We start from the raw sequence: 24,944 nt of genomic DNA on the forward strand, positions 1-24,944 counted from the left end.
ATGATGATGGATATACTGATGTATCTGTTTGAAACTTACATCCATAGCGATGCAGATTTGCAAGTGGATCAAGATGAGCTTGAAGAAGAACTGCTTCGAGCGGGATTTCACCAACAAGATATCTATAAAGCCCTTCTTTGGTTAGAAGAGCTCGCCGCGTTGCAGCAAAGCGATGCGCACTCGGCCATTTCGCGCTGTAGCGCCACCGCTTCTACTCGTATCTATACGGCGCAGGAAATGCAACGATTGGATCTCGAAAGTCGTGGTTTTCTGTTGTTTCTCGAGCAAATTAATGTGCTGACCACCGAAACCCGTGAAATGGTGATTGACCGGGTGATGGGGCTCGAAACCAACGAATTTGAGCTCGACGATCTCAAGTGGATTATTCTGATGGTGCTGTTTAATGTACCCGGCAATGAAAACGCCTACACGCTGATGGAAGAGCTGTTGTACACCAAAGAACAAGGCATTTTGCATTAACGCTTTCCCTGCACGGTATCTATGAGTAGTAAAATCGACCACACCCTATTTTCGGCGCATGAACACGCATTAGAGCGTGAGCCGTGCCCGAAATGCGGTGGAGAATTGGTGTTAAAGCACGGCAAACATGGTCCTTTCCTTGGCTGTAACCACTATCCCGCGTGTGATTACATCAAAGCGCTGCATCACAATGATGGCCATATCGTTAAAGAACTTGGCGTCGCCTGTCCAGAGTGTGGTCAAGAATTGGTGCTACGTCAGGGGCGTTATGGCATGTTTGTCGGTTGCAGTGCTTACCCGCAGTGCCATCATATCGAATCGATTAATCCAGTTGAACCCAGAGAGCAACAGGTGTTGTTCGCTTGCCCTGAATGTGGAAAAGGCCATTTGCTAGAACGGAAAAATCGCTTTGGTAAAACCTTCTATGCCTGCGATCAGTTCCCAAAATGTAAGTTCGCGCTCAATCAAGCCCCAGTAAAAAGGCGCTGTGAGCAATGCGGTTATGCTTTATTGGTGGAGAAGAAATCCGCTCACGGGGTGAAATATCAGTGCGCAGATCGTAAGTGCCAGCATGTGCAATCGAGTGGTACTGAATCTTAAAGAGGACGCTTAAATAACAAAGGGGCGATGTGCTCCTTTGTTATCTTCGTTATCATCAGCGATTGAATTAATCACGCCATTTGCTGGCAAAGGCTTGCACGGCCGGAAACACATCGGCGTCCAGCACTTTGGCTAACGCGCACAAACGGCGTTGCAATTCACCGCTGTAGTCACCGCACACATTGATGTGTCCCATCTTGCGTCCAGTCCGTTTTTCTTTGCCATACCAATGAATATGGCAGCCAGCCATCGCGAGCACCGACTCAGGTAAACTCTCTTCGCCGAGAATATTGATCATCGCCGTTTCACGCACCAGCTTAGTACTGCCAAGTGGCAGGCCACATACGGCACGCAGATGATTTTCAAACTGACAGGTCTCCGAGCCCTGCTGTGTCCAATGGCCAGAGTTATGTACTCGAGGCGCGATTTCATTCACCAGCAGTTGCCCATCGACATCAAAAAACTCCAGCGCCAGCACACCCACGTAATCGAGGCTCTCCGCGACCGCGGTAAACATCTGCTTTGCCTGGGCTTGCAGCTCGGGCGCATCAATTGCGCTGGAAAGGCTCAGAACGCCGTTGGTGTGTACATTCTCCGCTAAAGGATACACTTCGACGTGGCCATCTTTGGCTCGCGCGCCGACTAATGAGACTTCACGGTTAAAGGGGACAAACTCTTCAGCGACAATCGCTTGGGTTGGCGTGGCCGCAATGCATTCGGCCATTTCCTTCCAGATAGCCTCCGCCTGAGTGGCGTCTTTCAAGCGCCACTGGCCTTTGCCATCATAGCCCCCCAAGGCGCTTTTGAGCACCATAGGTACACCGACATGCTCTATCGCCCGAGAAAAATCTTCACGCGTCTCAATAACGTAATAGTTAGCATTGCGCGCCCCCGCGTTATCCAACAACGCTTTTTCCAAGCGGCGATCGCCACCGGCTTTAATCGCTTGCGTGCTAGGTAAAAACTTGCCACTCGCTTCACACACATCAAGTACATCATGAGGAATGTGCTCGAATTCTGCGGTAATCACATCGACTTGTTCAATGGCATTTTCTAAGCCATGGCCGAGCAGATGTTGAGTCAGAGGGTGGACGATATTACCGCTTGCCACATCGTAGGCGGAGATCTGAATATTCAGTGGCGCACCAGCCAGAGACATCATGCGAGCCAATTGACCCGCACCAAGAACCAGTACATGCATGGGATTAATCCTCGGCCGGATTTGGATGAGCAAGGACGCTTTCGGTTTGCTCGGCGCGAAACGCTTCGACTTTTGCCATGATAGCCTCATCATGAGTGCCGAGAATTTGCGCAGCTAATAACCCTGCGTTGGCCGCCCCTGCTTCGCCGATCGCCAATGTGCCAACCGCGATGCCTTTTGGCATTTGCACGATGGAGTAGAGCGAGTCCAGCCCTGAGAGCGCGCGCGATTGCACCGGAACGCCAAGTACAGGCAAACTAGTGAATGCGGCGGTCATGCCGGGTAAATGCGCGGCGCCGCCTGCACCAGCAATGATCACTTTGAGCCCACGCGCTTTGGCGGTGGACGCGTATTCAGCCAGAAGTTGAGGGGTGCGGTGTGCAGAAACGACTTTGGTTTCGTATTCAACCCCAAATTTGTCCAGCATGTCTGCTGCCAATTTCATGGTTGGCCAATCCGATTTAGAACCCATGATGATACCGACTTTCATCTCAAACTCCTTCAAGCTGCATAATTGGGTGAGCTGATAAAATTTGTGCGCATTATACGGGGTTTTTGGTGTCAAGCAAACGTTTGCGCCATTTCGCCAATCGCTGAACTCAAGCAATTCCTTTTCGCTCACTGAGAGAATTGTTTGTACACTGAGAACGAATCAAACAGTGGGTAGATATGGGATGGACAATTTTCAACAGGTGCTTCGTGCTTTACAGCAAGGCGAAGTCATCGCTTACCCGACCGAAGGGGTATTTGGTTTGGGCTGCGATCCGGATAACAGTAGAGCGATCGGTAAGCTGCTGGAAATCAAACAGCGCCCGGTCGACAAAGGTCTGATTTTGATTGCAGCCAATGTTGATCAGTTGTGGCCCTACATCGACCGAGACGCTCTGACTGACATTGAGATCGAACGCATGCAGCAAAGCTGGCCGGGGCCGTATACGTGGGTGGTTCCTGCCAGCGCCTCTGCCTCATCTTGGGTTACGGGGCAGTATGACACGGTCGCGGTGCGTGTCAGCGATCATCCTTTGGTGCAAAAGTTGTGCATCGCCTTTGCAAAGCCGTTAACCTCTACCAGCGCCAATCTGTGCGGGCTTCCTGCCTGCCTCACTTTGCAACAAGTGCAACAGCAGTTGGGCGATAAAGTTCAGGCCATACTCATTGGTGAAACGGGTGGGCGAACAAAACCGAGTGAAATTCGCGATGTGCGAAGCGCACAAATATTAAGACAGGGATAACCCTGCATTGCTTCAAAGGTAAGTAAAGAATGTCAGCAATCAATAAACAAGCAGTGAAGCAGTATTTGATGGCACTGCAGGATGCAATTTGTCAGCAATTAGAACAAGAAGATGGACGAGCGCTGTTTGTCGAGGATGCTTGGCAGCGTGAACCTGGAGAAAAACTGGGCGGTGGAGGCCGCACGCGGGTAATGCGTGATGGTGATGTGTTTGAGCAAGGTGGGGTTAATTTTTCTCACGTGCAGGGCCAAATGATGCCAGCTTCTGCCACAGCGCATCGCCCGGAGTTGGCGGGAAGGCGTTTTGAAGCGATGGGCGTGTCTCTGGTGATGCATCCGAAAAATCCTTATGTTCCCACCTCACACGCCAACGTGCGTTTTTTCATCGCTGAAAAAGAGGGCGAAGCGCCGATTTGGTGGTTTGGTGGCGGTTTCGATTTGACGCCTTTCTATCCGTTTGAAGAAGATTGCCAATCATGGCATGACACGGCCAAAGCGCTATGCGCGCCGTTTGGCGAGACGGTTTACGCTGAGCACAAGGCGTGGTGCGACCAATACTTTTTCCTGCCACATCGCAACGAAACCCGCGGTGTGGGCGGTTTATTCTTTGACGATCTGAACCAATGGGAGTTTGATAAATGCTTTGATTATCTCAAAGCGGTGGGGGAAGGCTATTGTCAGGCGTATTTGCCAATCGTCGCACGTCGCAAAGCGCTTGAATACGGTGAGCGCGAGCGGGAGTTCCAACTCTATCGTCGAGGTCGTTATGTGGAATTCAATTTGGTCTACGATCGTGGCACCTTGTTTGGTCTGCAAAGTGGCGGACGAACTGAGTCGATATTGATGTCTATGCCGCCATTGGCTCGCTGGGAATACGCTTATCAGCCACAAGCGGGTTCGGCGGAAGCACGCTTGTATGACGAGTTCCTCCAGCCGAGGGATTGGTAACGCTTTTCTCCTCAGGGAGATAATGATAGGGTCATCGAATCAGATGGCCCTGTTCTGTTTTTAAGGTAAGGAAATGACCCAGCAACTTGATCGCTATGCGGTGTTTGGTAACCCGATCGGGCACAGTAAATCGCCGTTTATCCATACCCTGTTTGCTCGCCAGACCAATCAGTCCCTAAGCTATACCGCAGAGCTCGCTCCGCTGGATGGTTTTCAGTCCGCTGCAAACGCCTTTTTTGCCACAGGTGGAAAAGGGTGTAATGTGACGGTGCCGTTTAAGGAAGAGGCTTATCAATTGGCGGATCGCTTAACCGAGCGCGCGCAACTGGCAGGGGCCGTGAATACCTTAAAGAAACTTGATGACGGTGAGATCATTGGTGATAACACCGATGGTGCAGGGTTAGTGCAAGATTTATTGCAGTATCAAGTGTCGCTTAGTGGCGCAAAAATCTTGTTAATCGGTGCAGGTGGCGCCGCGCGGGGTGTGATCCTGCCTTTGTTGCAACAGCAGCCCGCATCGTTGACTATTACCAACCGCACCTTCGTCAAAGCGCAGGCGCTTGCGGAGCTATTCTCCCCCTATGGGCCAGTTATGGCTAAAGAGATGAGTGCAATTGAGGAAGGGTACGATGTTATTATTAACTCTACGTCTGCCTCATTGAGTGGTGAGTTACCAGCCCTCTCTTCATCTATATTTGCCGCCAACAGTACTAGCTATGACATGATGTATGGCAAAGGGGATACGACATTTAACCAATGGGCTAAAGCGCATGGTGTAGCCCAAGCGTATGACGGCTTGGGAATGCTGGTCAACCAAGCGGCGGAGAGTTTTATGTTGTGGCGCGGCTTGCGGCCGAGCGCAAAGCAGATATTACGTGAATTACGCAAAAACCTAGAAGGTCAGTAGTCAATGAACCAAGCCATTTTGTTCCCCGATATACAGAGTTGGGATGAGAATCGTCAGGCGGTGCAGTTTGCTGCGCAGCAATCTGGGGCTTTGATTCAGTGCTTTGTCGAGAAAGCGAAGCTAGAGCAATTAACCATGTCGACGATTGTGAACCAAGAACAGGCGCTAAGTGCATTTGCTCAGTGTCGCTTTGATCTTGAAGAAATAGCCGAAGAATTCATTGAAGAGGAAGCCTTCGATGACGAAGGCCACATCGTTATTCGTTGATGACCTTTACTTGGCTGAGGTAGTCATTTTTGTTTTGCACGTAGTTATCCGCGGACTTTTGCAGAAATGCTCGCTCTTTGTCGGTTAAAGGACGAGCTTGCTTTACTGGGCTGCCCACGTAGAGGTAGCCACTTTCTAAGACTTTTCCGGGAGGAACTAAACTGCCTGCGCCGATCATCACCTCTTCTTCTATTATTACGCCATCCAGCACAATCGCCCCCATACCGACCAAAACCCGATCTTTTATCGTGCAGCCATGCAGCATCACTTTGTGCCCGACGGTGACATCATTACCAATGAGCAGTGGATAGCCATCGGGGTTGGCGGCATTTTTATGTGTGACGTGCAAAACACTACCATCTTGGATATTGCTGCGCTCGCCAATACGAATGTGGTTGACATCGCCACGTGCGGCAACTAGTGGCCAAATGCTCGAGTCATCGCCAATTTGGATGTCTCCAACTAAAACCGAGCTGCTGTCGATGTAAACGCGGTCGCCGATCTGTGGACAAATACCTTTATAACTTCTAATTGAGCTCATTATTTCTCCTTGAATTTAGGTTTAAGGCTGAAGGTTTCGGTTACTTAAGTAGCAAAAATACCCTTTTATGCGTAAAAAACACCCATAAGGCAAAAAAAGCAAAATAAAGTGCAAAAATGGCTTGCCAATGTGATCGCAATCTCTATAATGCCACCTCGCTGACACGGTAAGGCTCCATAAGGAACCAAGACAAATCAGCAAGGCGTTTTAGCCAGGTGGTTCACCTGAAAAAAGTTTTGAAAAAAGTGGTTGACACAGAAACTTAACTCGCTAAAATGGCCGCCTCTTCCACGGTGACCCAGTCATTGAGGTGGGAAGAAAGCTCTTTAACAATATAAACCTATCAATCTGTGTGGGCACTCGTTGATGATAATCGCAAAAGATTTATCAATGAACTGAGTGACCAAAACGAATCGCAAGATTCGGCACAGTCAATTTATTCAGTATTCATTGAGCCGAAGCGCAAGCTTCAAAAAACTTTTAATTGAAGAGTTTGATCATGGCTCAGATTGAACGCTGGCGGCAGGCCTAACACATGCAAGTCGAGCGGCAGCACAGAGAAACTTGTTTCTCGGGTGGCGAGCGGCGGACGGGTGAGTAATGCCTGGGAAATTGCCCTGATGTGGGGGATAACCATTGGAAACGATGGCTAATACCGCATGATGCCTACGGGCCAAAGAGGGGGACCTTCGGGCCTCTCGCGTCAGGATATGCCCAGGTGGGATTAGCTAGTTGGTGAGGTAAGGGCTCACCAAGGCGACGATCCCTAGCTGGTCTGAGAGGATGATCAGCCACACTGGAACTGAGACACGGTCCAGACTCCTACGGGAGGCAGCAGTGGGGAATATTGCACAATGGGCGCAAGCCTGATGCAGCCATGCCGCGTGTGTGAAGAAGGCCTTCGGGTTGTAAAGCACTTTCAGTTGTGAGGAAGGTGGTGTTGTGAATAGCAGCATCATTTGACGTTAGCAACAGAAGAAGCACCGGCTAACTCCGTGCCAGCAGCCGCGGTAATACGGAGGGTGCGAGCGTTAATCGGAATTACTGGGCGTAAAGCGCATGCAGGTGGTTTGTTAAGTCAGATGTGAAAGCCCCGGGCTCAACCTGGGAATTGCATTTGAAACTGGCAAACTAGAGTACTGTAGAGGGGGGTAGAATTTCAGGTGTAGCGGTGAAATGCGTAGAGATCTGAAGGAATACCGGTGGCGAAGGCGGCCCCCTGGACAGATACTGACACTCAGATGCGAAAGCGTGGGGAGCAAACAGGATTAGATACCCTGGTAGTCCACGCCGTAAACGATGTCTACTTGGAGGTTGTGGCCTTGAGCCGTGGCTTTCGGAGCTAACGCGTTAAGTAGACCGCCTGGGGAGTACGGTCGCAAGATTAAAACTCAAATGAATTGACGGGGGCCCGCACAAGCGGTGGAGCATGTGGTTTAATTCGATGCAACGCGAAGAACCTTACCTACTCTTGACATCCAGAGAATCTGGCGGAGACGCTGGAGTGCCTTCGGGAGCTCTGAGACAGGTGCTGCATGGCTGTCGTCAGCTCGTGTTGTGAAATGTTGGGTTAAGTCCCGCAACGAGCGCAACCCTTATCCTTGTTTGCCAGCACGTAATGGTGGGAACTCCAGGGAGACTGCCGGTGATAAACCGGAGGAAGGTGGGGACGACGTCAAGTCATCATGGCCCTTACGAGTAGGGCTACACACGTGCTACAATGGCGCATACAGAGGGCGGCCAACTTGCGAAAGTGAGCGAATCCCAAAAAGTGCGTCGTAGTCCGGATTGGAGTCTGCAACTCGACTCCATGAAGTCGGAATCGCTAGTAATCGTGGATCAGAATGCCACGGTGAATACGTTCCCGGGCCTTGTACACACCGCCCGTCACACCATGGGAGTGGGCTGCACCAGAAGTGGTTAGTTTAACCCCTTTTCTTTCGAGATTAGGGGAGGACGATCACCACGGTGTGGTTCATGACTGGGGTGAAGTCGTAACAAGGTAGCGCTAGGGGAACCTGGCGCTGGATCACCTCCTTATACGATGATTATTGCGATGAGTGTTCACACAGATTGATATGGTTTAGACAGTTTAGAGTATCTTAGTGTCCCGTTCGTCTAGAGGCCTAGGACACCGCCCTTTCACGGCGGTAACAGGGGTTCGACTCCCCTACGGGATACCATGGGTCGTTAGCTCAGTCGGTAGAGCAGTTGACTTTTAATCAATTGGTCGCAGGTTCGAATCCTGCACGACCCACCATTCCTTCCACGGGAAATCAAACATCGTGGGCGATTAGCTCAGTTGGGAGAGCACCTGCCTTACAAGCAGGGGGTCACTGGTTCGAACCCGGTATCGCCCACCACTCTTTAAATATTTTTGTGTTGTTTAATCAAGCCTCCTCTTGATGTGGATGGTTCCTTTTTCGACGATGAAAATCTTTAAAAAGTGGTTTCTCATCGAGAAATGACATGCTCTTTAACAATTTGGAAAGCTGACAAAGTAATTTATCTTCATGGATAGATTACTTGTAAAGTTCTCAATGTTTGTCTTGATGACAAACACCAACAAAACACATTCAAGTGTTCTTGGGAATGTCACTTATAGTGACAATTCAAAATTGAGTCCGGCAAATCAATGCTATCTCGCTCATTCAAATAATGAGATAGCGAACTTTGGTTGTTTAAACAGAAGACCCTTTGGGGTTGTATGGTTAAGTGACTAAGCGTACACGGTGGATGCCTTGGCAGTCAGAGGCGATGAAGGACGTACTAACTTGCGATAAGCGGTGATGAGGCAGTAAGAGCCACTTGAGTCACCGATTTCCGAATGGGGAAACCCACTTACATAAGTAAGTATCGCTGCATGAATACATAGTGCAGCGAAGCGAACCGGGAGAACTGAAACATCTAAGTACCCCGAGGAAAAGAAATCAACCGAGATTCCGAAAGTAGCGGCGAGCGAAATTGGATTAGCCCTTAAGCTTTACATGCGTTAGACGAATGGTCTGGAAAGGCCAACGATACCGGGTGATAGTCCCGTAGTCATAGGCGCATGTTCAGTGAAATCGAGTAGGGCGGGACACGTGTTATCCTGTCTGAATATGGGGGGACCATCCTCCAAGGCTAAATACTCCTGACTGACCGATAGTGAACCAGTACCGTGAGGGAAAGGCGAAAAGAACCCCTGTGAGGGGAGTGAAATAGAACCTGAAACCGTGTACGTACAAGCAGTAGGAGCAGGCTTTGTCCTGTGACTGCGTACCTTTTGTATAATGGGTCAGCGACTTAATGTTAGTAGCAAGGTTAACCGCATAGGGGAGCCGTAGGGAAACCGAGTCTTAACTGGGCGTATAGTTGCTAGCATTAGACCCGAAACCGAGTGATCTAGCCATGGGCAGGTTGAAGGTTGAGTAACATCAACTGGAGGACCGAACCGACTAATGTTGAAAAATTAGCGGATGACTTGTGGCTAGGGGTGAAAGGCCAATCAAACTCGGAGATAGCTGGTTCTCCCCGAAAGCTATTTAGGTAGCGCCTCGGACGAATACTACTGGGGGTAGAGCACTGTTAAGGCTAGGGGGTCATCTCGACTTACCAACCCTTTGCAAACTCCGAATACCAGTAAGTACTATCCGGGAGACACACGGCGGGTGCTAACGTCCGTCGTGGAGAGGGAAACAACCCAGACCGCCAGCTAAGGTCCCAAATTACAGCTAAGTGGGAAACGATGTGGGAAGGCTTAGACAGCTAGGATGTTGGCTTAGAAGCAGCCATCATTTAAAGAAAGCGTAATAGCTCACTAGTCGAGTCGGCCTGCGCGGAAGATGTAACGGGGCTAAGTTGTAAACCGAAGCTGCGGCAATGTTCTTGGAACATTGGGTAGGGGAGCGTTCTGTAAGCCGTTGAAGGTGTGTTGTAAAGCATGCTGGAGGTATCAGAAGTGCGAATGCTGACATGAGTAACGACAAGGGGGGTGAAAAACCTCCCCGCCGGAAGACCAAGGGTTCCTGTCCAACGTTAATCGGGGCAGGGTGAGTCGACCCCTAAGGCGAGGCCGAAAGGCGTAGTCGATGGGAAACGGGTTAATATTCCCGTACTCGATCAAATTGCGATGGGGGGACGGAGAAGGCTAGGTGGGCCTGGCGACGGTTGTCCAGGTTCAAGTGCGTAGGCTGAGTGTTTAGGTAAATCCGGACACTCGATAGGCTGAGACACGACGTCGAGCTACTACGGTAGTGAAGTCATTGATGCCATGCTTCCAGGAAAAGCCTCTAAGCTTCAGATTTGATGGAATCGTACCCCAAACCGACACAGGTGGTCGGGTAGAGAATACCAAGGCGCTTGAGAGAACTCGGGTGAAGGAACTAGGCAAAATGGTACCGTAACTTCGGGAGAAGGTACGCTCTTGATGGTGAAGTCCCTCGCGGATGGAGCTGACGAGAGTCGCAGATACCAGGTGGCTGCAACTGTTTATTAAAAACACAGCACTGTGCAAAATCGCAAGATGACGTATACGGTGTGACGCCTGCCCGGTGCCGGAAGGTTAATTGATGGGGTTAGCGTAAGCGAAGCTCTTGATCGAAGCCCCGGTAAACGGCGGCCGTAACTATAACGGTCCTAAGGTAGCGAAATTCCTTGTCGGGTAAGTTCCGACCTGCACGAATGGCGTAATGATGGCCACGCTGTCTCCACCCGAGACTCAGTGAAATTGAAATCGCTGTGAAGATGCAGTGTACCCGCGGCTAGACGGAAAGACCCCGTGAACCTTTACTACAGCTTGGCACTGAACATTGAACCTACATGTGTAGGATACGTGGGAGGCTTTGAAGACGTGACGCCAGTTGCGTTGGAGCCGTCCTTGAAATACCACCCTTGTATGTTTGATGTTCTAACGTTGGCCCCTCATCGGGGTCGCGGACAGTGCCTGGTGGGTAGTTTGACTGGGGCGGTCTCCTCCCAAAGAGTAACGGAGGAGCACGAAGGTGGGCTAATCACGGTTGGACATCGTGAGGTTAGTGCAATGGCATAAGCCCGCTTAACTGCGAGAATGACGGTTCGAGCAGGTGCGAAAGCAGGTCATAGTGATCCGGTGGTTCTGAATGGAAGGGCCATCGCTCAACGGATAAAAGGTACTCCGGGGATAACAGGCTGATACCGCCCAAGAGTTCATATCGACGGCGGTGTTTGGCACCTCGATGTCGGCTCATCACATCCTGGGGCTGAAGTCGGTCCCAAGGGTATGGCTGTTCGCCATTTAAAGTGGTACGCGAGCTGGGTTTAGAACGTCGTGAGACAGTTCGGTCCCTATCTGCCGTGGGCGTTGGAAGATTGAAGGGGGCTGCTCCTAGTACGAGAGGACCGGAGTGGACGAACCTCTGGTGTTCGGGTTGTGTCGCCAGACGCATTGCCCGGTAGCTAAGTTCGGAATCGATAACCGCTGAAAGCATCTAAGCGGGAAGCGAGCCCTGAGATGAGTCTTCCCTGACAGTTTAACTGTCCTAAAGGGTTGTTCGAGACTAGAACGTTGATAGGCAGGGTGTGTAAGCGCTGTGAGGCGTTGAGCTAACCTGTACTAATTGCCCGTGAGGCTTAACCATACAACACCCAAAGGGTTTTGATGGACTCGATGTAAGAACATTGAATGTGTAAAAGAGAACAGCGGTTGCTAGGACCTAGGTACTAGGTACTAGGAAGAGCAACGGCATCAGCTTTCCGAATTTTAAGATTTTGCTTGGCGACCATAGCACTTTGGACCCACCTGATTCCATCCCGAACTCAGAAGTGAAACGAAGTAGCGCCGATGGTAGTGTGGGGTTTCCCCATGTGAGAGTAGGACATCGCCAGGCTTTAAATATCGTGTTAGGCATTGCCTGATACCAGACTTACAGTCTAACTGATGCGGAGCGGTAGTTCAGTCGGTTAGAATACCGGCCTGTCACGCCGGGGGTCGCGGGTTCGAGTCCCGTCCGCTCCGCCACTTATTAAGAAGCCTCGCTGGAAACAGCGGGGCTTTTATCGTTTATACGTATTACTAATACCAATCTGGAAAATTAACGGGTCAGGTCAATCCACTCTCTTGTGCACATGGTTTTCACCCTATCTGTACTGTCCAAGAATCGATTCCATGCCTTGCACACTGCCTCCACGATATCCTCATAATCGGTAAAACTCTGATTAGCAAGACAGTGTTGTCTGAGCTAATACCAATCTGGAAAATTAACTGGTCAGGTCAATCCACTCTCTTGTGCACATTTTGCTAACCCTATCTGTACTGTCCAAGAATCGATTCCAAGCCTTGCACACTTTCTCCACGATATCCTCATAATCGGTAAAACTCTGATTGGCAAGATAGTGTTGTCTGAGCCAGCTCCACACTTGTTCTATCGGGTTGAGCTCTGGTGAATAGGGCGGGAGCTTGATGATACTGACATTGCTAAACGGTTCTGCAATGTCATTGGTATGCCAACTCGCCCCATCCATAATGATGACGGCATGACGCCCTTTTTCAGTGATTGCCGATATTTGCTTTAAATGCTCGATCATGATCTCTTTATTCACCCAAGGAACGACCATCGCTTCGCCAATCCCTCTCGCGGGACAGACAGAGCCAAACAGATACGCATATTCAAATTGTTGTTGCTTCACGGCTCTGGGGCGTGTTCCTTTCTCTGCCCATAACCGTGTTGTCGTGTTTGTTGCCCAAATCTCGCTTCGTTTTGAAACCAAACATCAACAGCCTCAAGACTCATATGACTCGGGATCTTCAATCAACAATACTGAGTTTAGATGTAACGACACGCCATAATGCTCGGACTAATGGCTCATCAAGCTGTGAGCGTTTGCAGCAAACTCCAAGTTTGAAAGGTTTCACTGGAGAAAATGACAAGCGCTGCACTTTCTCTCGCACTGGACTATTGTTGATCACCACATCTGGCGCGATGCCGACACCGCATCCTAGGGCGACCATGCTGACAATCGCTTCGTGTCCTGCAATTTGCGCGTAGATATTGGGTTTTATTTTCATCTTTTTAAACCAACTGTTCGCTCGGTCTCGTGCGGTTCCAGCTTCGGGTACTATAAATGGCACTCGGCTCCAGTCGGGTTGTTCTTTCTGTATTTCTTCTACAAAACTGCTGATACCTATGGGGGCAATCACCGATAGCGGTATTTCACTGATAGTCGCAAATTCGACTCGTGATGGCAGATTCTCGGGCATGGCAGAAATCGCAATGTCTGCTTCGTCATGCAGAATTTTATCGATCGCTTGAGCAGGGTCTCCAGTGAGCAGTTTGAACTCAATATAAGGGTGTTTAAGACGGAAGGCATTAAGGAGTTCAGGTAGGTGACTATAGCTCGCTGTCACTGAGCAGAACAGGCGAATTTCGCCTTTTAGCTCACTTTCCTGATCGCCGAGTTGGGCTTGAAATTGACGCCAATCGTTGAGCATACGCATGGCAACAGGCAGTAATTTGCTGCCGACCGGGGTGAGCTCCACACTGCGGTTGTCGCGCACAAATAGGGCATGCCCTATCTCTTCTTCCAATTTTTGAATTTGGCGACTTAAAGCTGATGGACTAACGTGCATAGATGCGGCCGTTTTACTGAAACTCATACTGTCGCAAAGATGGAGAAACAGCTGTAATGTCTTTATGTTCATGTGAACTCTTATGTTGCATTAATCGCAAGAACTGGTTGTGAATATATCACTTTCAGCAACTTTCTGCCTGTTTTAGTATGAACTTATTCGGTAGGTGAGCTACCGACCTGTATGGATGATTTTTAAGGAGAGCCCGATGGCTAACTATTTCAATACTCTGAATCTTCGTGAGCAGTTGGACCAATTAGGTCGTTGTCGTTTTATGGATCGCAGCGAATTTGCAACAGAAGCTGATTATCTGAAAGGGAAAAAAGTGGTCATCGTGGGTTGTGGTGCGCAAGGTTTAAACCAAGGTTTAAATATGCGTGACTCCGGTCTTGATGTTGCCTATGCACTACGCCAAGCGGCGATTGACGAGCAACGTCAATCCTACAAAAACGCGAAAGAGAATGGTTTTGAAGTGGGTAGCTATGAAGCGCTGATCCCGCACGCTGACTTGGTTATCAACCTAACGCCTGATAAACAGCACAGCAATGTGGTTGAAACCGTGATGCCTTTGATGAAAGAAGGGGCGGCGCTGGGCTACTCGCATGGCTTTAACGTGGTTGAAGAAGGGATGCAAATTCGCAAAGATTTAACGGTTGTGATGGTTGCGCCTAAATGCCCAGGAACAGAAGTGCGCGAAGAATACAAACGTGGCTTTGGTGTTCCGACACTGATTGCGGTGCATCCTGAGAACGATCCGAAAGGCGAGGGTTGGGACATTGCCAAAGCTTGGGCGGCGGCGACTGGTGGTCACCGTGCAGGTTGCTTAGAGTCTTCTTTCGTTGCTGAAGTAAAATCTGACCTTATGGGTGAACAGACGATTCTGTGTGGCATGCTGCAAGCGGGCTCTATCGTGTGCTACGAGAAGATGGTTGCAGAAGGCATCGACCCAGGTTACGCCGGTAAGCTTTTGCAGTACGGTTGGGAAACGGTAACGGAAGCGCTTAAGTTTGGCGGCATCACCCATATGATGGATCGCCTGTCGAACCCTGCAAAAATCAAAGCCTTTGAGCTGTCGGAAGAGCTGAAAGATCTGCTGCGTCCACTGTACAACAAACACATGGACGACATCATTTCTGGTCATTTTTCTAGCACCATGATGGCGGATTGGGCGAATGACGATGCAAACCTACTGGGCTGGCGTGCAGAAACGGGTGAGACGGCGTTTGAAAACTACCCGGCAACGGATGTAGAAATTTCTGAGCAAGAATATTTTGATAACGGCATCCTGATGATTGCGATGGTGCGCGCTGGGGTTGAGTTGGCGTTTGAAGCGATGACGGCTTCTGGCATCATCGATGAGTCTGCGTACTATGAATCGCTACACGAATTGCCGCTGATTGCGAACACCATCGCTCGTAAGCGTCTGTACGAAATGAACGTGGTTATTTCTGACACGGCGGAATACGGCAACTACCTGTTTGCCAATGTCGCCACACCGCTGCTGCGTGAGAAGTTTATGCCAAAAGTGGGCACTGACGTGATCGGCAAAGGGTTGGGTGAAACCTCCAATCAGGTTGATAATGCGACGCTTATCAAGGTCAACGAACTCATCCGCAACCATCCGGTTGAGTACATCGGCGAAGAACTGCGTGGTTACATGACGGACATGAAACGCATCGCAGTTGGCGGTTAATTGAGAAAAATTTAGGAGGGGATGAAGGTGAACTAACGCTAACGCGGATTCATCTTTATTCTCTACCACAGAACTCCAGACAGACTGGGGTCAATAAATACAAAATCAAACACAACATCAAAAATAAAAGGCTTGCTCATTCGATGAGCAAGCCTTTTCATTTGGTGTTAAGGTGAACCTGGCGGTTATTTGTCTGCGAGCTTTGCTTCTAACTCGGCCAGTTTCTTTTCCATCTCACTGAGTTTCTGTCTTGTGCGTAGCAGAACTTGCGTTTGCACATCAAACTCCTCTCGGCTAACAACATCGAGCTTGTTCAGTTGTCCTTGGATGACTTGACGAGCTTTTTGCTCAACATCAGAACCCAGATCTTTCACGGGTTGTGGCATAGAATCATGGATTTGCTTAGCGATCTGCTCTAGCTTTTTGGCATCAAACATGTGGGGTTAACTCCTGTATCTTTGCGCTCATTCTAAGGAATTGGATAACAAAAGTCGCTAGCGAGAGGGTAAAAATGCGCAACAACCAAAATAAAAAAGGCCACCGAAGTGACCTTTTTCTGAGCCTTTGGGAGGTTACTGCTGCTCGGCAATTTGGCGTTGTGCCGCTTTGGCTTCGTCAACTCGCGCGAGTTTCTCTAGATCTTTATCTTCGACAAAGATAGGCAGTGGCTTATGTTTTTCTGCTAAGTAGCTGTAGATAACAGGCAGTACGAACAGTGTAAACAGAGTACCAATCGCGAGGCCAGCCACGATAACAATACCGATACTGAATCGTTGGGCTGCGCCTGCGCCCGTGGCGTACATCAGTGGAATCAAGCCTGCGATCATCGCTGCCGTGGTCATCAGGATTGGACGAAGACGCACTTTAGCCGCTTCCATGACCGCTTCGATACGCGAGCGCTTATTGTGTAGCTGTTCTTCCTTCGCGACCTCACAAATCAAGATACCGTGCTTGGTGATTAGACCAACCAGAGTGATCAGGCCCACTTGTGAGTAGATGTTCATCGTTGCGAGGCCCCAGGCCAATGCAATCAGAGCACCACAAATCGCTAGCGGTACAGACACCATAATAACGATAGGATCACGGATCGATTCAAACTGAATCGCCAGAACCAAGAAAATGATGGCCAGCGCTAAACCAAACGTTGCGTACAGCGCGCTGCCTTCCGTTACGTACTGACGAGCCTCACCCATGTAGTCATGGCTGTAGCCTTTCGGTAACTTGGTTTCTGCGGTGTTCTCAAACCAGGCAATCGCATCACCCATTGCCGTGCCCGGAGACGGTACAGCGCCGACAGTGGCTGAGTTCAACTGATTGAAGTGAGGAAGCGCACGTGGCTCTGCCACCACATCAATGGTGATCAAACTACTCAGCGGTACCGCTTTGCCATCTGCCGCACGAACGTAGTAGTTCTTCATCGATTCTGGATTAAGACGCCACTTACGCTCAACTTGCGGGATCACTTCATACGAACGACCGTTGAGGTCGATGCGGTTGACGTACCCGTCGGCCATCATAGTGCCTAACGTGATACCAATGTTTTGCATGGTGACGCCATAGGCCCCAGCCTTGTCCTTGTCGATGTTGATTTTCATCGTTGCCGAATCGTAGTTCAAATCGAGATTTGAGTAGACGAATAGTGGGCTAGATTGCACTTCACCAAGGACATCGGTTGCAATGGTGAACAGGCTTTCAAACGCATTGGGAGTAGTGATAACGAACTGAATTGGCAAACCAGAACCCGCGCCGGGTAGTTCAGGCATCTGGAAAGCGGTTACTGCCATGCCTGGAATATCCTGTACCAATTGACCGACTCGGTTGGTCACCTCGGCTTGGCTGGCCTCACGTTGGCTCCAAGGCACCATAGACGCAATACCAAATGCTTGGTTGGTATTCGGAATACCAGTAAACACCTGTGCAAACTGAACCTCAGGCTGATCTGAGAGAATTTTGTTCACGTCTGCCATGGTGTTAGAGAGGTAGTCTAAGTTGGCATTAGAAGGGCCCGTACCCAGTAGCATGACCACGCCTTTGTCTTCTGACGGTGCAAGTTCGCTCGGGATAAATTTAAACAGCACCGGCAAACTAGCAAATACAATCACCGCAAATGCCAACACCACTGGGCGATGTGCCATTACCGCTTGCAACATACGTCCATAGCGATTGGTCATACGATCAAGGAAGTGATGCACCGTCAGTTCAAAGCGGTTGGGTTTCTCATTGGCCTTGAGCATCTTCGAACACATCATTGGCGAGAGCGTCAGCGCGACGATACCGGAAACAAAGACCGAACCTGCCAGCGTTAGGGCAAACTCTTTAAACAGAGCACCAGTGATACCGCCCATCAGTGCGATTGGTGCATATACTGCCCCTAGTGTAAGGGTCATCGCAATGACTGGAATCGCGATTTCACGCGTACCAATAATCGCTGCACGGAACGGAGACTCGCCCTCTTTAATGTGGCGGTCAACGTTCTCGAGTACGACGATCGCATCATCCACCACCAGACCAATCGCCAATACCATCGCTAGAAGTGTCATCAAGTTCCAAGAGAAGCCCATCGCTTGCATTACCATTGCCACACCAATCAGTGACAGAGGAATGGTGACGATTGGGATAAGAACTGCGCGGAATGAACCTAGGAACAAGGTGATCACCACCAGTACGATCAGCGCTGCTTCAACGATGGTTTTGATAACTTCATGAATCGATTCGTTGATCGCAACCGTGGAGTCATACAACACGTTCATGGTGATGTTGCTAGGCATGTTCTTTTTCAATTCGGGCAACACGTCTAACACATCTTTGGCAATGTTGATTGGGTTCGCACTTGGCGCTGCGTTGATCGCCGCCACAACAGCTTCCTGACCATTAGCGCTGGCACGGTAGGTGTCATGGCTTTTGGCTAAGGTCACTTTGGCAATGTCACCTAAACGGGTCACGCTGCCGTTTTCGGTTTTGACCACCAAGCGTTTCAGTTCTTCTGCATTGGATACTTGTGTATCGGCATTGCCGTTGTACAGCACGAACTCACCAATCGCTTGACCTGTCGCCGACTGGTAGTTGTTGGCGCTCAAAACGCTGTTGACGTCAGTTGCGGTTAGGTTTAATGCTGCCATCTTTGCCGGATCCAACCAGATACGCAGGGCATATTTCATCCCACCATACAAGTTGATGCTGGAGATACCATTGATGGCATAGAGTTGTGGGTTGATTACACGTTCGAGATAGTCGGTGATTTGGCTCGACTCCAGTTCATTACTGGTGAAACCGATATACAGTACCGCCGTTGTCGAACCGGTGGACATAGTCACTGTCGGGTCTTCAGACTCTTTTGGTAACTGTGAGCGAACGGAGTTAGTTTTGGCCAAAATATCCGCTAAAGCCGCATTGGGATCGGTATTGAGTTTCATGTTGACGGTAATGGTCGATTTGCCCAGTACCGATTGTGAAGTCATATAGTCGATGTTGTCAGCTTGTGCTACCGCTTGCTCCAAAGGCTGAGTGACAAAGCCTTGGATTAGGTCGGCACTAGCACCATAGTAGCCAGTTGATACAGTGATGACCGTGTTGGTCATTTCAGGGTATTCGCTCACTTGCATTTTAAACACGGCTTGAAAACCAAGCAGTGCAATTAAAAAGCTGATCGATACCGCAAGCACTGGACGTTTAATAAAAACATCAGTAAAGCGCATGATGCCTCCGCTTAAAGCATTGGGGTTTCGGCTGGTGTTGTGGTCGCATCGCTCTCAACGATACGCACTTTAGCACCATTGCTCAGACGAATTTGTCCGGAGGTGACCACGATGTCACCCGGCTTCACGCCTTCCAGAATATGCGCGATGTCATGTGTGCGCTCGCCCACTTTGACCACGTGCTGCTGTACACGCTTAACGCCATCTTGCTCAGTCACAATGTAAACATTGTCACCGTACAAAGTGTACGTAATGGCCGTTTGAGCCAAAGTGACCTGATTTTCCTGTTTCGGTAAGATGATGTTGGCGCGTGCAAACATACCGCTACGCAGTTTGCCATCGTTGTTCGGGATGTCTGCTTGCACTTGGATCAAGCCACTTTGCACACTGACAGCCGGTTCGATGGCCGTAATCGAGCCCTTGAAAGGCGTTTGTGGGTAAGAATCGACAAAAATGTCGACCTCTTGGCCCATAAAAATACGCGAGATGTCGGTTTGTGGCACGGTAAAGCGCAGACGCATAACGCTGGTGTCTTCTAGACGCACGATGTCAGAGCCAGCTTGGAGATATTGGCCAAGATACACATTACGAATACCAATCACACCAGAGAACGGCGCTTTGACTTCCAAGCGATCAATCGACGCTTTCAGGCTTTCAATGTCCGCTTGCAGTGAATAGTAATTTGCTTCTGCCTCGTCATAGGACTCTTTAGAAATAGAGTCTTTCTCATACAACCCTTGATAGCGTTTGTACTTGGCTTGCGCGGCAGGCAGTTTTGCTTGCGCACTCTTCAGGTTGGCTTTCTCGACATCAGAATCGAGCAAAATCAAAGGTTGCCCTTCTTTTACCTGAGTGCCGGATTCAAAAGCGATTTGCTTGATCACACCACTGGTCTCGTTGGCAACCGTCACCCCTTGGTTTGGTTCGATAAAGCCAATCGCTTCGATCACTGGCACCCAGTCAACGGCTTTCACCTCGGTCACGGTCACCGGAAACTCTGGTTCAGGACGATTCGCCATATATTCGGCGATTTTCTGCTGTTTGAAGAGATTGAAACCTATCACGCTGCCAAACAGCAGAATGGCGATAAGTAACATAAAGAAGGTCCACTTTTTCATTCTTTTAAGAACTCCAATTAGTGATTGATAATGGCATCCCAACTTGCTTCAACAGCCGATTCCTGTGCGGTTTCATCAAGCTGATAGAGGCCGAATGCGTGTTTTCTAGACAACTGAATACTGGTTTCTAGGCTCAGAGCAAACAGGATTTCATTGTCCAAAGGCTTGAATAATCCTTGCTCTTTGCCCTGATTAAACAATCGAGACACTTGGTGAAACATCTGCTTTTCTTGTTCTCGAGTCGCAGGACTACTTGAGCAGGGCAGTGAATCATATTGAGCTCGGTTGCTGATTGTAGACAGATTGGATGCCGCTAAATTCCAAGTATTAAACCACATTGTGCGATAACGTTGTTTCAGTGGCATGTCGTCGCTCACATTGGCTTGCACCGCTGTGGCGACGCGGCGGGTAATGCGCAGTCGTAACTCATCGAGCAGGTGCTCTTTATCGGTAAAATACCGATAGATAGTCCCTGCTGCGACTCCCGCCTCTTTGGCTAACTTGCTCATCGATAAACCTTGAAAACCAAATTCTGCGACAAGCTTTTCGGCAGCACTCAAAATTTGCTGTCGTTTATCGAAATGTTCATCTGGAGACATAATTCACCATGAAAGAATTAACCTTATCAATGAATGAACGTTCATTCATTATAGCGTAAACAATCGGCATTCTGGCAAGAAAATATCTCATTTAATGAGTAACAATCTAATTCGGGGTGGTCATGGCAATCTGTACAGGGTCGCATTATCATAAGCGCCATCTTTATATTGAACGTAGATAGCGCAATGAAACTGAACCCAAGACAAGACGAAGCCGTTAAATATGTATCAGGGCCCTGCTTAGTCCTTGCTGGTGCTGGTTCAGGTAAAACCCGAGTGATCACCAACAAAATAGCCTATTTGGTGCAGCAGTGTGGTTATAAGGCGCGCAATATTGCCGCGGTCACCTTTACCAATAAAGCCGCAAGGGAAATGAAAGAGCGCGTCGGCCAAACCCTGGGAAAAGCGGAAGCGAAAGGGTTGATGGTCTCGACATTTCATACCCTGGGGCTAAACATTATTAAACGTGAATATCGACACTTGGGGCTTAAATCCGGTTTCTCTCTGTTTGATGACCAAGACCAGCTAGCGCTGCTTAAAGAGCTGACGGAAAAGCAGCTTGATGGTGACAAAGATCTCTTACGCCAGTTAATGAGTGCTATCTCAAACTGGAAAAACGACATGTTGAGCCCTGAGCAAGCGAAAGCGTATGCGCAAGGTGAGCAGCAGCAACTGTTTGCCTTCTGTTTTGAAATGTACCAGAAACAGATGCGCGCCTATAACGCATTGGATTTTGACGATTTAATTTTGCTTCCGGTACTTTTGCTGCGCAGCAACGAAGAGGTGCGTCACTACTGGCAGAATCGGATTCGTTATCTGTTGGTTGATGAGTATCAAGATACCAACACCAGCCAATACGAACTGGTGAAACTGCTGGTGGGCGAAAGGGGCCGCTTAACCGTCGTGGGCGATGATGACCAATCCATCTACTCTTGGCGCGGCGCTAAACCACAGAACTTGGTTCTGCTTGGCCAAGATTACCCCAATTTACGCCTCATTAAACTGGAACAAAACTATCGCTCGACCAGCCGGATTTTACGCGCCGCCAATATATTGATTGCGAATAACCCCCACGTTTACGAAAAGTCCTTGTTTTCGGAAATCCCCGATGGAGAGAAGCTTAAAGTTCTTCTAGCAAACAATGACGAGCACGAAGCGGAGCGCGTGACTGGCGAAATCATTGCGCATAAATTTCTCAATCGCACCGATTATCGCGACTACGCCATTTTGTACCGGGGTAACCATCAATCACGCTTGATTGAAAAATCGCTGATGCAAAACCGAGTACCGTACAAGTTGTCTGGCGGCACCTCATTTTTTGCTCGGGCCGAAATCAAAGACATCATGGCGTACTTGCGTGTCTTGGTGAATCCGGATGATGACAACGCCTTCTTACGCATCGTCAATACGCCGAAACGTGAGATAGGTCCGGTGACGTTGGAAAAACTCGGCAGCTACGCCAACATGCGCGGGAAAAGTTTGTTTGAAGCGAGCTTTGAACTTGGATTGGAACAGCATTTGACGGGCAGAGGGCTGGAGAACTTACGCCGTTTTACTCAGTGGTTAGTGGCAGTCGCCGATCAGGCAGAGCGCGGGGATACTGTCGAAGCGGTTCGCTCTTTGGTGCGTGATATCCACTATGAAGACTGGCTGTACGAAACCTCGACCAGCCCGAAAGCGGCGGAAATGCGCATGAAAAACGTATCCGATCTCTATTCTTGGATTGTGTCGGATCTTGAAGGGGACAATTACGACCAAGAAGAGAAAACGTTGAAGGAAGTGGTGCAACGTTTGACATTGCGCGACATGATGGAGCGCGGTGAAGAAAACGATGACAGCGATGCGGTGCAGTTGATGACCTTGCATGCTTCGAAAGGGCTCGAGTTCCCTTATGTCTATTTGATTGGTGCCGAAGAGGGAATTTTACCCCATCAAACCAGTATTGATGAAGATAACGTTGAGGAAGAGCGCCGCTTGATGTACGTCGGTATTACCCGAGCACAACGAGAGTTAACCTTTGTGATGTGTAAAGAGCGCCGCCAATATGGCGAGTTACTCAAACCCACGCAAAGTCGCTTTCTCGATGAGTTGCCTTTTGATGATGTCGAATGGGAGGCAACGAAAAAGCCGGTAACACAAGAAGAGCGCATGGCAAAAGGTCAAGCCCACATTGCGAATCTACGTGCGATGTTCAACAAAAAGTAATAAAAAGGGCCTGGTCTATCGCCAAGCCCTTAATCATGTTGATGGCTCTTATAGGCCAGCGATCATGTGTTCGATCGCCGCAACAATTTCTTCGTCGGAACAATCCATACAAGTACCTTTGGCAGGCATGGCGTTGAAGCCGTTGAGCGCGTGGTTTTTCAACACGTCTTTACCTTGAGCAATACGCGGGCCCCAATCCTCGGCATTGCCAGTTTTCGGCGCGCCAGTGACGCCAGTGGCGTGGCATGCAATACAGAAAGTACCGTAGACTTTCGCGCCATCGCGGGGGCCGGTAGGTTCTGCGGCCACAGGCTCGCTGCCTGCAAGATACACATTACCGACAGGCTTGATGCGCTCTGCGATGGCATCATATTCAGACTGACTTACATTGGAAGCAAAAGCCGCCGTAGAAAAGGTTAAAGCAGCGAACAAAACGCTAATCATTCGTCGAGACATATCCATTAAACTCACTTCACATTCCCAGGGTAAGCGATTAATTTCACCTACATTTATATAGTTAGAGTGCGGTTTTGATCTAACGGCGGTCACGGCTGTTAAATCAATGTAAATATTGGGTGATTATATCCCGATAAGTTGTTGCAATAAACAACAAGTTATCAGCTACAAGGGCTAAATCACATCACAAGGGATCGCTTATTCGCAAACAACTGATGAAAAAGAGACCAAACGGAAAAAAAACTAAAAAAAGTACTAGACGATATAGTGTGAACTACGTATTATTCCACTCCGCCGATAGGGCATGCGCCCGTAGCTCAGCTGGATAGAGCGTTGGCCTCCGGAGCCAAAGGTCGAAGGTTCGAATCCTTTCGGGCGCGCCATTCCCGGAAGGTTTTATCGGTAAAGATTATAGTGGTGGCTATAGCTCAGTTGGTAGAGTCCCGGATTGTGATTCCGGTTGTCGCGGGTTCGAATCCCGTTAGCCACCCCATTCGTCGGTGAATAGCGCAGCTTGGTAGCGCATCTGGTTTGGGACCAGAGGGTCGGGGGTTCGAATCCCTCTTCACCGACCACTATTTAATAGTTAGGCTTTGATAGCGTAACTAGTTCGGCAAACAGCCGGTTACACAAATTGATGGTGGCTATAGCTCAGTTGGTAGAGTCCCGGATTGTGATTCCGGTTGTCGCGGGTTCGAATCCCGTTAGCCACCCCATTCGTCGGTGAATAGCGCAGCTTGGTAGCGCATCTGGTTTGGGACCAGAGGGTCGGGGGTTCGAATCCCTCTTCACCGACCACTCTTTAAAGCCTCGTCAGCAGTGACGGGGCTTTTTCACATTTGCTTTTTAGAAGCAGGCTCCGGCGTGCCCGCACTCGGGTCGGGGGCTGGAAGCCCAGCCGCGTCGGATCCTTCTTCACCGACCACCATTTAGAGCCTCGTCAGCAAGGACGGGGCTTTTTGAGATTTGCTTTTAGAAACTAGGCCGGCGTGATCGCACTCGGGTCGGGGTCTGGAAGCCCAGCCGCGTCGAATCCCTCTTCACCGACCACCATTTAGAGCCTCGTCAGTAATGACGGGGCTTTTTCACATTTGCTTTTAGAAACTAGGCCTACGTGATTGCGCTGTGGGCCGGATCGCCGCAGGCACTTTTCGATTTTCCTCGTTGTCAAACTTTGGTCAACCTCTCAATGTTGATCATTGCTGCTAAATCCATTCGCTGCACTGCAAGTCATTGACTATATTTTTTATTTGCTGAGCCAGCTCTTACGCTAACTCAGTGTTTTGCTTAGCAGAACACTCTGTTTGAGGGGAGAGGCGAAAAGTCGCTTATCGTGTGAGCGGTTTTGGATTTGGTCGATATTCCCATCGGCTGGGATAAAGTCGATTGTATGGCAAACTCTCTTGTTGGATGTGTAG

17 protein-coding genes, 9 tRNA genes, 3 rRNA genes and 1 pseudogene are annotated in these 24,944 nt (G+C 49.4%); 20 read left to right on the forward strand and 10 right to left on the reverse strand.

The annotated features are described in order from the left end of the window. Both EA26_RS00885 and EA26_RS00890 read left to right on the forward strand, forming a co-directional pair. Positions 1–480, forward strand: coding sequence for a DUF494 family protein (locus tag EA26_RS00885; protein ID WP_039422448.1), 480 nt, complete (start codon positions 1–3; stop codon positions 478–480). A 21-nt stretch (positions 481–501) separates the two neighbouring features. Next, the gene (locus EA26_RS00890) at positions 502–1,080 is read left to right on the forward strand and encodes a DNA topoisomerase family protein (RefSeq protein ID WP_039422450.1); all 579 of its coding nucleotides are present in this window, start codon (positions 502–504) and stop codon (positions 1,078–1,080) included. 67 nt (positions 1,081–1,147) lie between these two features. Here the strand turns inward: EA26_RS00890 and EA26_RS00895 are convergent, their stop codons facing one another. Beyond that, positions 1,148–2,281, reverse strand: a complete 1,134-nt coding sequence (locus EA26_RS00895) for a 5-(carboxyamino)imidazole ribonucleotide synthase (protein ID WP_039422452.1) — start codon at positions 2,279–2,281, stop codon at positions 1,148–1,150. Between the two features lie 4 nt (positions 2,282–2,285). Next, the gene (purE, locus tag EA26_RS00900; protein ID WP_039422454.1) at positions 2,286–2,771 is read right to left on the reverse strand and encodes a 5-(carboxyamino)imidazole ribonucleotide mutase; all 486 of its coding nucleotides are present in this window, start codon (positions 2,769–2,771) and stop codon (positions 2,286–2,288) included. Between the two features lie 184 nt (positions 2,772–2,955). Between purE and tsaC the strand changes: the two genes are divergently transcribed. The 4 genes from tsaC (at position 2,956) to EA26_RS00920 (ending at position 5,634) form a co-directional block, all read left to right on the forward strand. Then, on the forward strand, positions 2,956–3,513 hold the full coding sequence (tsaC, locus tag EA26_RS00905; RefSeq protein ID WP_039422456.1) for an L-threonylcarbamoyladenylate synthase type 1 TsaC: 558 nt from the start codon (positions 2,956–2,958) through the stop codon (positions 3,511–3,513). A 29-nt stretch (positions 3,514–3,542) separates the two neighbouring features. After that, positions 3,543–4,460 (forward strand): oxygen-dependent coproporphyrinogen oxidase, encoded by a 918-nt coding sequence (gene hemF / locus EA26_RS00910; protein ID WP_039422458.1) that lies wholly within the window; start codon positions 3,543–3,545, stop codon positions 4,458–4,460. A 73-nt stretch (positions 4,461–4,533) separates the two neighbouring features. After that, positions 4,534–5,367 carry a shikimate dehydrogenase gene (gene aroE / locus EA26_RS00915; protein WP_039422461.1) on the forward strand — a complete coding sequence of 278 codons (834 nt, stop codon included), beginning with the start codon at positions 4,534–4,536 and terminating at the stop codon, positions 5,365–5,367. A gap of 3 nt (positions 5,368–5,370) precedes the next feature. Then, on the forward strand, positions 5,371–5,634 hold the full coding sequence (locus EA26_RS00920; RefSeq protein WP_039422463.1) for a DUF1488 family protein: 264 nt from the start codon (positions 5,371–5,373) through the stop codon (positions 5,632–5,634). Here the strand turns inward: EA26_RS00920 and EA26_RS00925 are convergent. Next, complete coding sequence (locus EA26_RS00925; RefSeq protein ID WP_039422465.1) at positions 5,624–6,175, reverse strand: gamma carbonic anhydrase family protein; 552 nt, start codon at positions 6,173–6,175, stop codon at positions 5,624–5,626. The genes EA26_RS00920 and EA26_RS00925 overlap by 11 nt on opposite strands. A 481-nt stretch (positions 6,176–6,656) precedes the next feature. On the opposite strand from EA26_RS00925, the gene EA26_RS00930 reads away from it, so the two are divergent. The 7 genes from EA26_RS00930 (at position 6,657) to EA26_RS00960 (ending at position 12,152) form a co-directional block, all read left to right on the forward strand. Beyond that, positions 6,657–8,215: ribosomal RNA gene (locus EA26_RS00930) — 16S ribosomal RNA — on the forward strand. 67 nt (positions 8,216–8,282) lie between these two features. Beyond that, positions 8,283–8,358 (forward strand) — tRNA-Glu (locus tag EA26_RS00935). Position 8,359: 1 nt separating this feature from the next. Continuing rightward, a tRNA-Lys gene (locus EA26_RS00940) sits at positions 8,360–8,435 on the forward strand. Between the two features lie 27 nt (positions 8,436–8,462). Continuing rightward, positions 8,463–8,538 (forward strand) — tRNA-Val (locus EA26_RS00945). 346 nt (positions 8,539–8,884) lie between these two features. Then, positions 8,885–11,772 (forward strand): 23S ribosomal RNA (locus EA26_RS00950). Positions 11,773–11,905: 133 nt separating this feature from the next. Then, positions 11,906–12,021, forward strand: a 5S ribosomal RNA gene (gene rrf, locus EA26_RS00955). Together the 16S, 23S and 5S rRNA genes with 4 tRNA genes alongside form the textbook arrangement of a ribosomal RNA operon. Positions 12,022–12,075: 54 nt before the next feature. After that, positions 12,076–12,152, forward strand: a tRNA-Asp gene (locus EA26_RS00960). Positions 12,153–12,391: 239 nt separating this feature from the next. Here the strand turns inward: EA26_RS00960 and EA26_RS00965 are convergent. Then, a pseudogene (locus EA26_RS00965) lies at positions 12,392–12,942 on the reverse strand (IS630 family transposase); the annotation flags it as partial. Continuing rightward, a complete protein-coding gene (ilvY, locus tag EA26_RS00970) occupies positions 12,939–13,832 on the reverse strand; it encodes an HTH-type transcriptional activator IlvY (RefSeq protein ID WP_039422471.1) in 894 nt (297 codons plus the stop codon). The gene ilvY and the pseudogene EA26_RS00965, both read right to left, overlap by 4 nt. A 136-nt stretch (positions 13,833–13,968) precedes the next feature. Here ilvY and ilvC point away from each other — a divergent pair, with 136 nt between their 5' ends. Continuing rightward, positions 13,969–15,453: a ketol-acid reductoisomerase gene (ilvC, locus tag EA26_RS00975; RefSeq protein ID WP_039422476.1), complete on the forward strand. Its 1,485-nt coding sequence runs from the start codon at positions 13,969–13,971 to the stop codon at positions 15,451–15,453. A 185-nt stretch (positions 15,454–15,638) separates the two neighbouring features. Here ilvC and ubiK read toward each other — a convergent pair whose 3' ends face one another. The 4 genes from ubiK to EA26_RS00995 form a co-directional block, all read right to left on the reverse strand. Next, on the reverse strand, positions 15,639–15,890 hold the full coding sequence (gene ubiK, locus EA26_RS00980) for a ubiquinone biosynthesis accessory factor UbiK (RefSeq protein ID WP_039422478.1): 252 nt from the start codon (positions 15,888–15,890) through the stop codon (positions 15,639–15,641). A 135-nt stretch (positions 15,891–16,025) separates the two neighbouring features. Beyond that, on the reverse strand, positions 16,026–19,148 hold the full coding sequence (locus EA26_RS00985) for a multidrug efflux RND transporter permease subunit (protein ID WP_039422480.1): 3,123 nt from the start codon (positions 19,146–19,148) through the stop codon (positions 16,026–16,028). 11 nt (positions 19,149–19,159) lie between these two features. Then, positions 19,160–20,266, reverse strand: coding sequence for an efflux RND transporter periplasmic adaptor subunit (locus EA26_RS00990; RefSeq protein WP_039422482.1), 1,107 nt, complete (start codon positions 20,264–20,266; stop codon positions 19,160–19,162). Positions 20,267–20,283: 17 nt separating this feature from the next. Continuing rightward, positions 20,284–20,865 (reverse strand): TetR/AcrR family transcriptional regulator, encoded by a 582-nt coding sequence (locus EA26_RS00995; protein ID WP_039422484.1) that lies wholly within the window; start codon positions 20,863–20,865, stop codon positions 20,284–20,286. 186 nt (positions 20,866–21,051) lie between these two features. Between EA26_RS00995 and rep the strand changes: the two genes are divergently transcribed. Continuing rightward, positions 21,052–23,070: a DNA helicase Rep gene (gene rep / locus EA26_RS01000; protein WP_039422486.1), complete on the forward strand. Its 2,019-nt coding sequence runs from the start codon at positions 21,052–21,054 to the stop codon at positions 23,068–23,070. Between the two features lie 48 nt (positions 23,071–23,118). On the opposite strand, the gene EA26_RS01005 is transcribed toward rep, so the two are convergent. Then, a complete protein-coding gene (locus tag EA26_RS01005; protein WP_039422489.1) occupies positions 23,119–23,532 on the reverse strand; it encodes a c-type cytochrome in 414 nt (137 codons plus the stop codon). Positions 23,533–23,832: 300 nt separating this feature from the next. On the opposite strand from EA26_RS01005, the gene EA26_RS01010 reads away from it, so the two are divergent. The 5 genes from EA26_RS01010 to EA26_RS01030 all read left to right on the forward strand — a co-directional run bounded on the left by EA26_RS01010 (position 23,833) and on the right by EA26_RS01030 (position 24,324). Beyond that, positions 23,833–23,909: transfer RNA gene (locus EA26_RS01010), tRNA-Arg, on the forward strand. Between the two features lie 34 nt (positions 23,910–23,943). Beyond that, a tRNA-His gene (locus tag EA26_RS01015) sits at positions 23,944–24,019 on the forward strand. 5 nt (positions 24,020–24,024) lie between these two features. Continuing rightward, positions 24,025–24,101 (forward strand) — tRNA-Pro (locus EA26_RS01020). 65 nt (positions 24,102–24,166) lie between these two features. Further along, positions 24,167–24,242 (forward strand) — tRNA-His (locus EA26_RS01025). 5 nt (positions 24,243–24,247) lie between these two features. Next, a tRNA-Pro gene (locus EA26_RS01030) sits at positions 24,248–24,324 on the forward strand. Positions 24,325–24,944 lie beyond the last annotated feature (620 nt).

Source organism: Vibrio navarrensis, assembly GCF_000764325.1.
GTDB lineage: Bacteria > Pseudomonadota > Gammaproteobacteria > Enterobacterales > Vibrionaceae > Vibrio > Vibrio navarrensis.

What these genes read in the sequence shown, in the direction of transcription:
- EA26_RS00895 (WP_039422452.1), bottom strand. Translation starts at nt 2,281, where the DNA reads ATGCATGTACTGGTTCTTGGTGCGGGTCAATTGGCTCGCATGATGTCT.
- EA26_RS00890 (WP_039422450.1), top strand. Translation starts at nt 502, where the DNA reads ATGAGTAGTAAAATCGACCACACCCTATTTTCGGCGCATGAACACGCA.
- EA26_RS00990 (WP_039422482.1), bottom strand. Translation starts at nt 20,266, where the DNA reads ATGAAAAAGTGGACCTTCTTTATGTTACTTATCGCCATTCTGCTGTTT.
- EA26_RS00885 (WP_039422448.1), top strand. Translation starts at nt 1, where the DNA reads ATGATGATGGATATACTGATGTATCTGTTTGAAACTTACATCCATAGC.
- purE (WP_039422454.1), bottom strand. Translation starts at nt 2,771, where the DNA reads ATGAAAGTCGGTATCATCATGGGTTCTAAATCGGATTGGCCAACCATG.
- ilvY (WP_039422471.1), bottom strand. Translation starts at nt 13,832, where the DNA reads ATGAACATAAAGACATTACAGCTGTTTCTCCATCTTTGCGACAGTATG.
- EA26_RS00925 (WP_039422465.1), bottom strand. Translation starts at nt 6,175, where the DNA reads ATGAGCTCAATTAGAAGTTATAAAGGTATTTGTCCACAGATCGGCGAC.
- EA26_RS00920 (WP_039422463.1), top strand. Translation starts at nt 5,371, where the DNA reads ATGAACCAAGCCATTTTGTTCCCCGATATACAGAGTTGGGATGAGAAT.
- rep (WP_039422486.1), top strand. Translation starts at nt 21,052, where the DNA reads ATGAAACTGAACCCAAGACAAGACGAAGCCGTTAAATATGTATCAGGG.
- EA26_RS00995 (WP_039422484.1), bottom strand. Translation starts at nt 20,865, where the DNA reads ATGTCTCCAGATGAACATTTCGATAAACGACAGCAAATTTTGAGTGCT.
- hemF (WP_039422458.1), top strand. Translation starts at nt 3,543, where the DNA reads ATGTCAGCAATCAATAAACAAGCAGTGAAGCAGTATTTGATGGCACTG.
- ubiK (WP_039422478.1), bottom strand. Translation starts at nt 15,890, where the DNA reads ATGTTTGATGCCAAAAAGCTAGAGCAGATCGCTAAGCAAATCCATGAT.
- ilvC (WP_039422476.1), top strand. Translation starts at nt 13,969, where the DNA reads ATGGCTAACTATTTCAATACTCTGAATCTTCGTGAGCAGTTGGACCAA.
- EA26_RS00985 (WP_039422480.1), bottom strand. Translation starts at nt 19,148, where the DNA reads ATGCGCTTTACTGATGTTTTTATTAAACGTCCAGTGCTTGCGGTATCG.
- EA26_RS01005 (WP_039422489.1), bottom strand. Translation starts at nt 23,532, where the DNA reads ATGGATATGTCTCGACGAATGATTAGCGTTTTGTTCGCTGCTTTAACC.
- aroE (WP_039422461.1), top strand. Translation starts at nt 4,534, where the DNA reads ATGACCCAGCAACTTGATCGCTATGCGGTGTTTGGTAACCCGATCGGG.
- tsaC (WP_039422456.1), top strand. Translation starts at nt 2,956, where the DNA reads ATGGACAATTTTCAACAGGTGCTTCGTGCTTTACAGCAAGGCGAAGTC.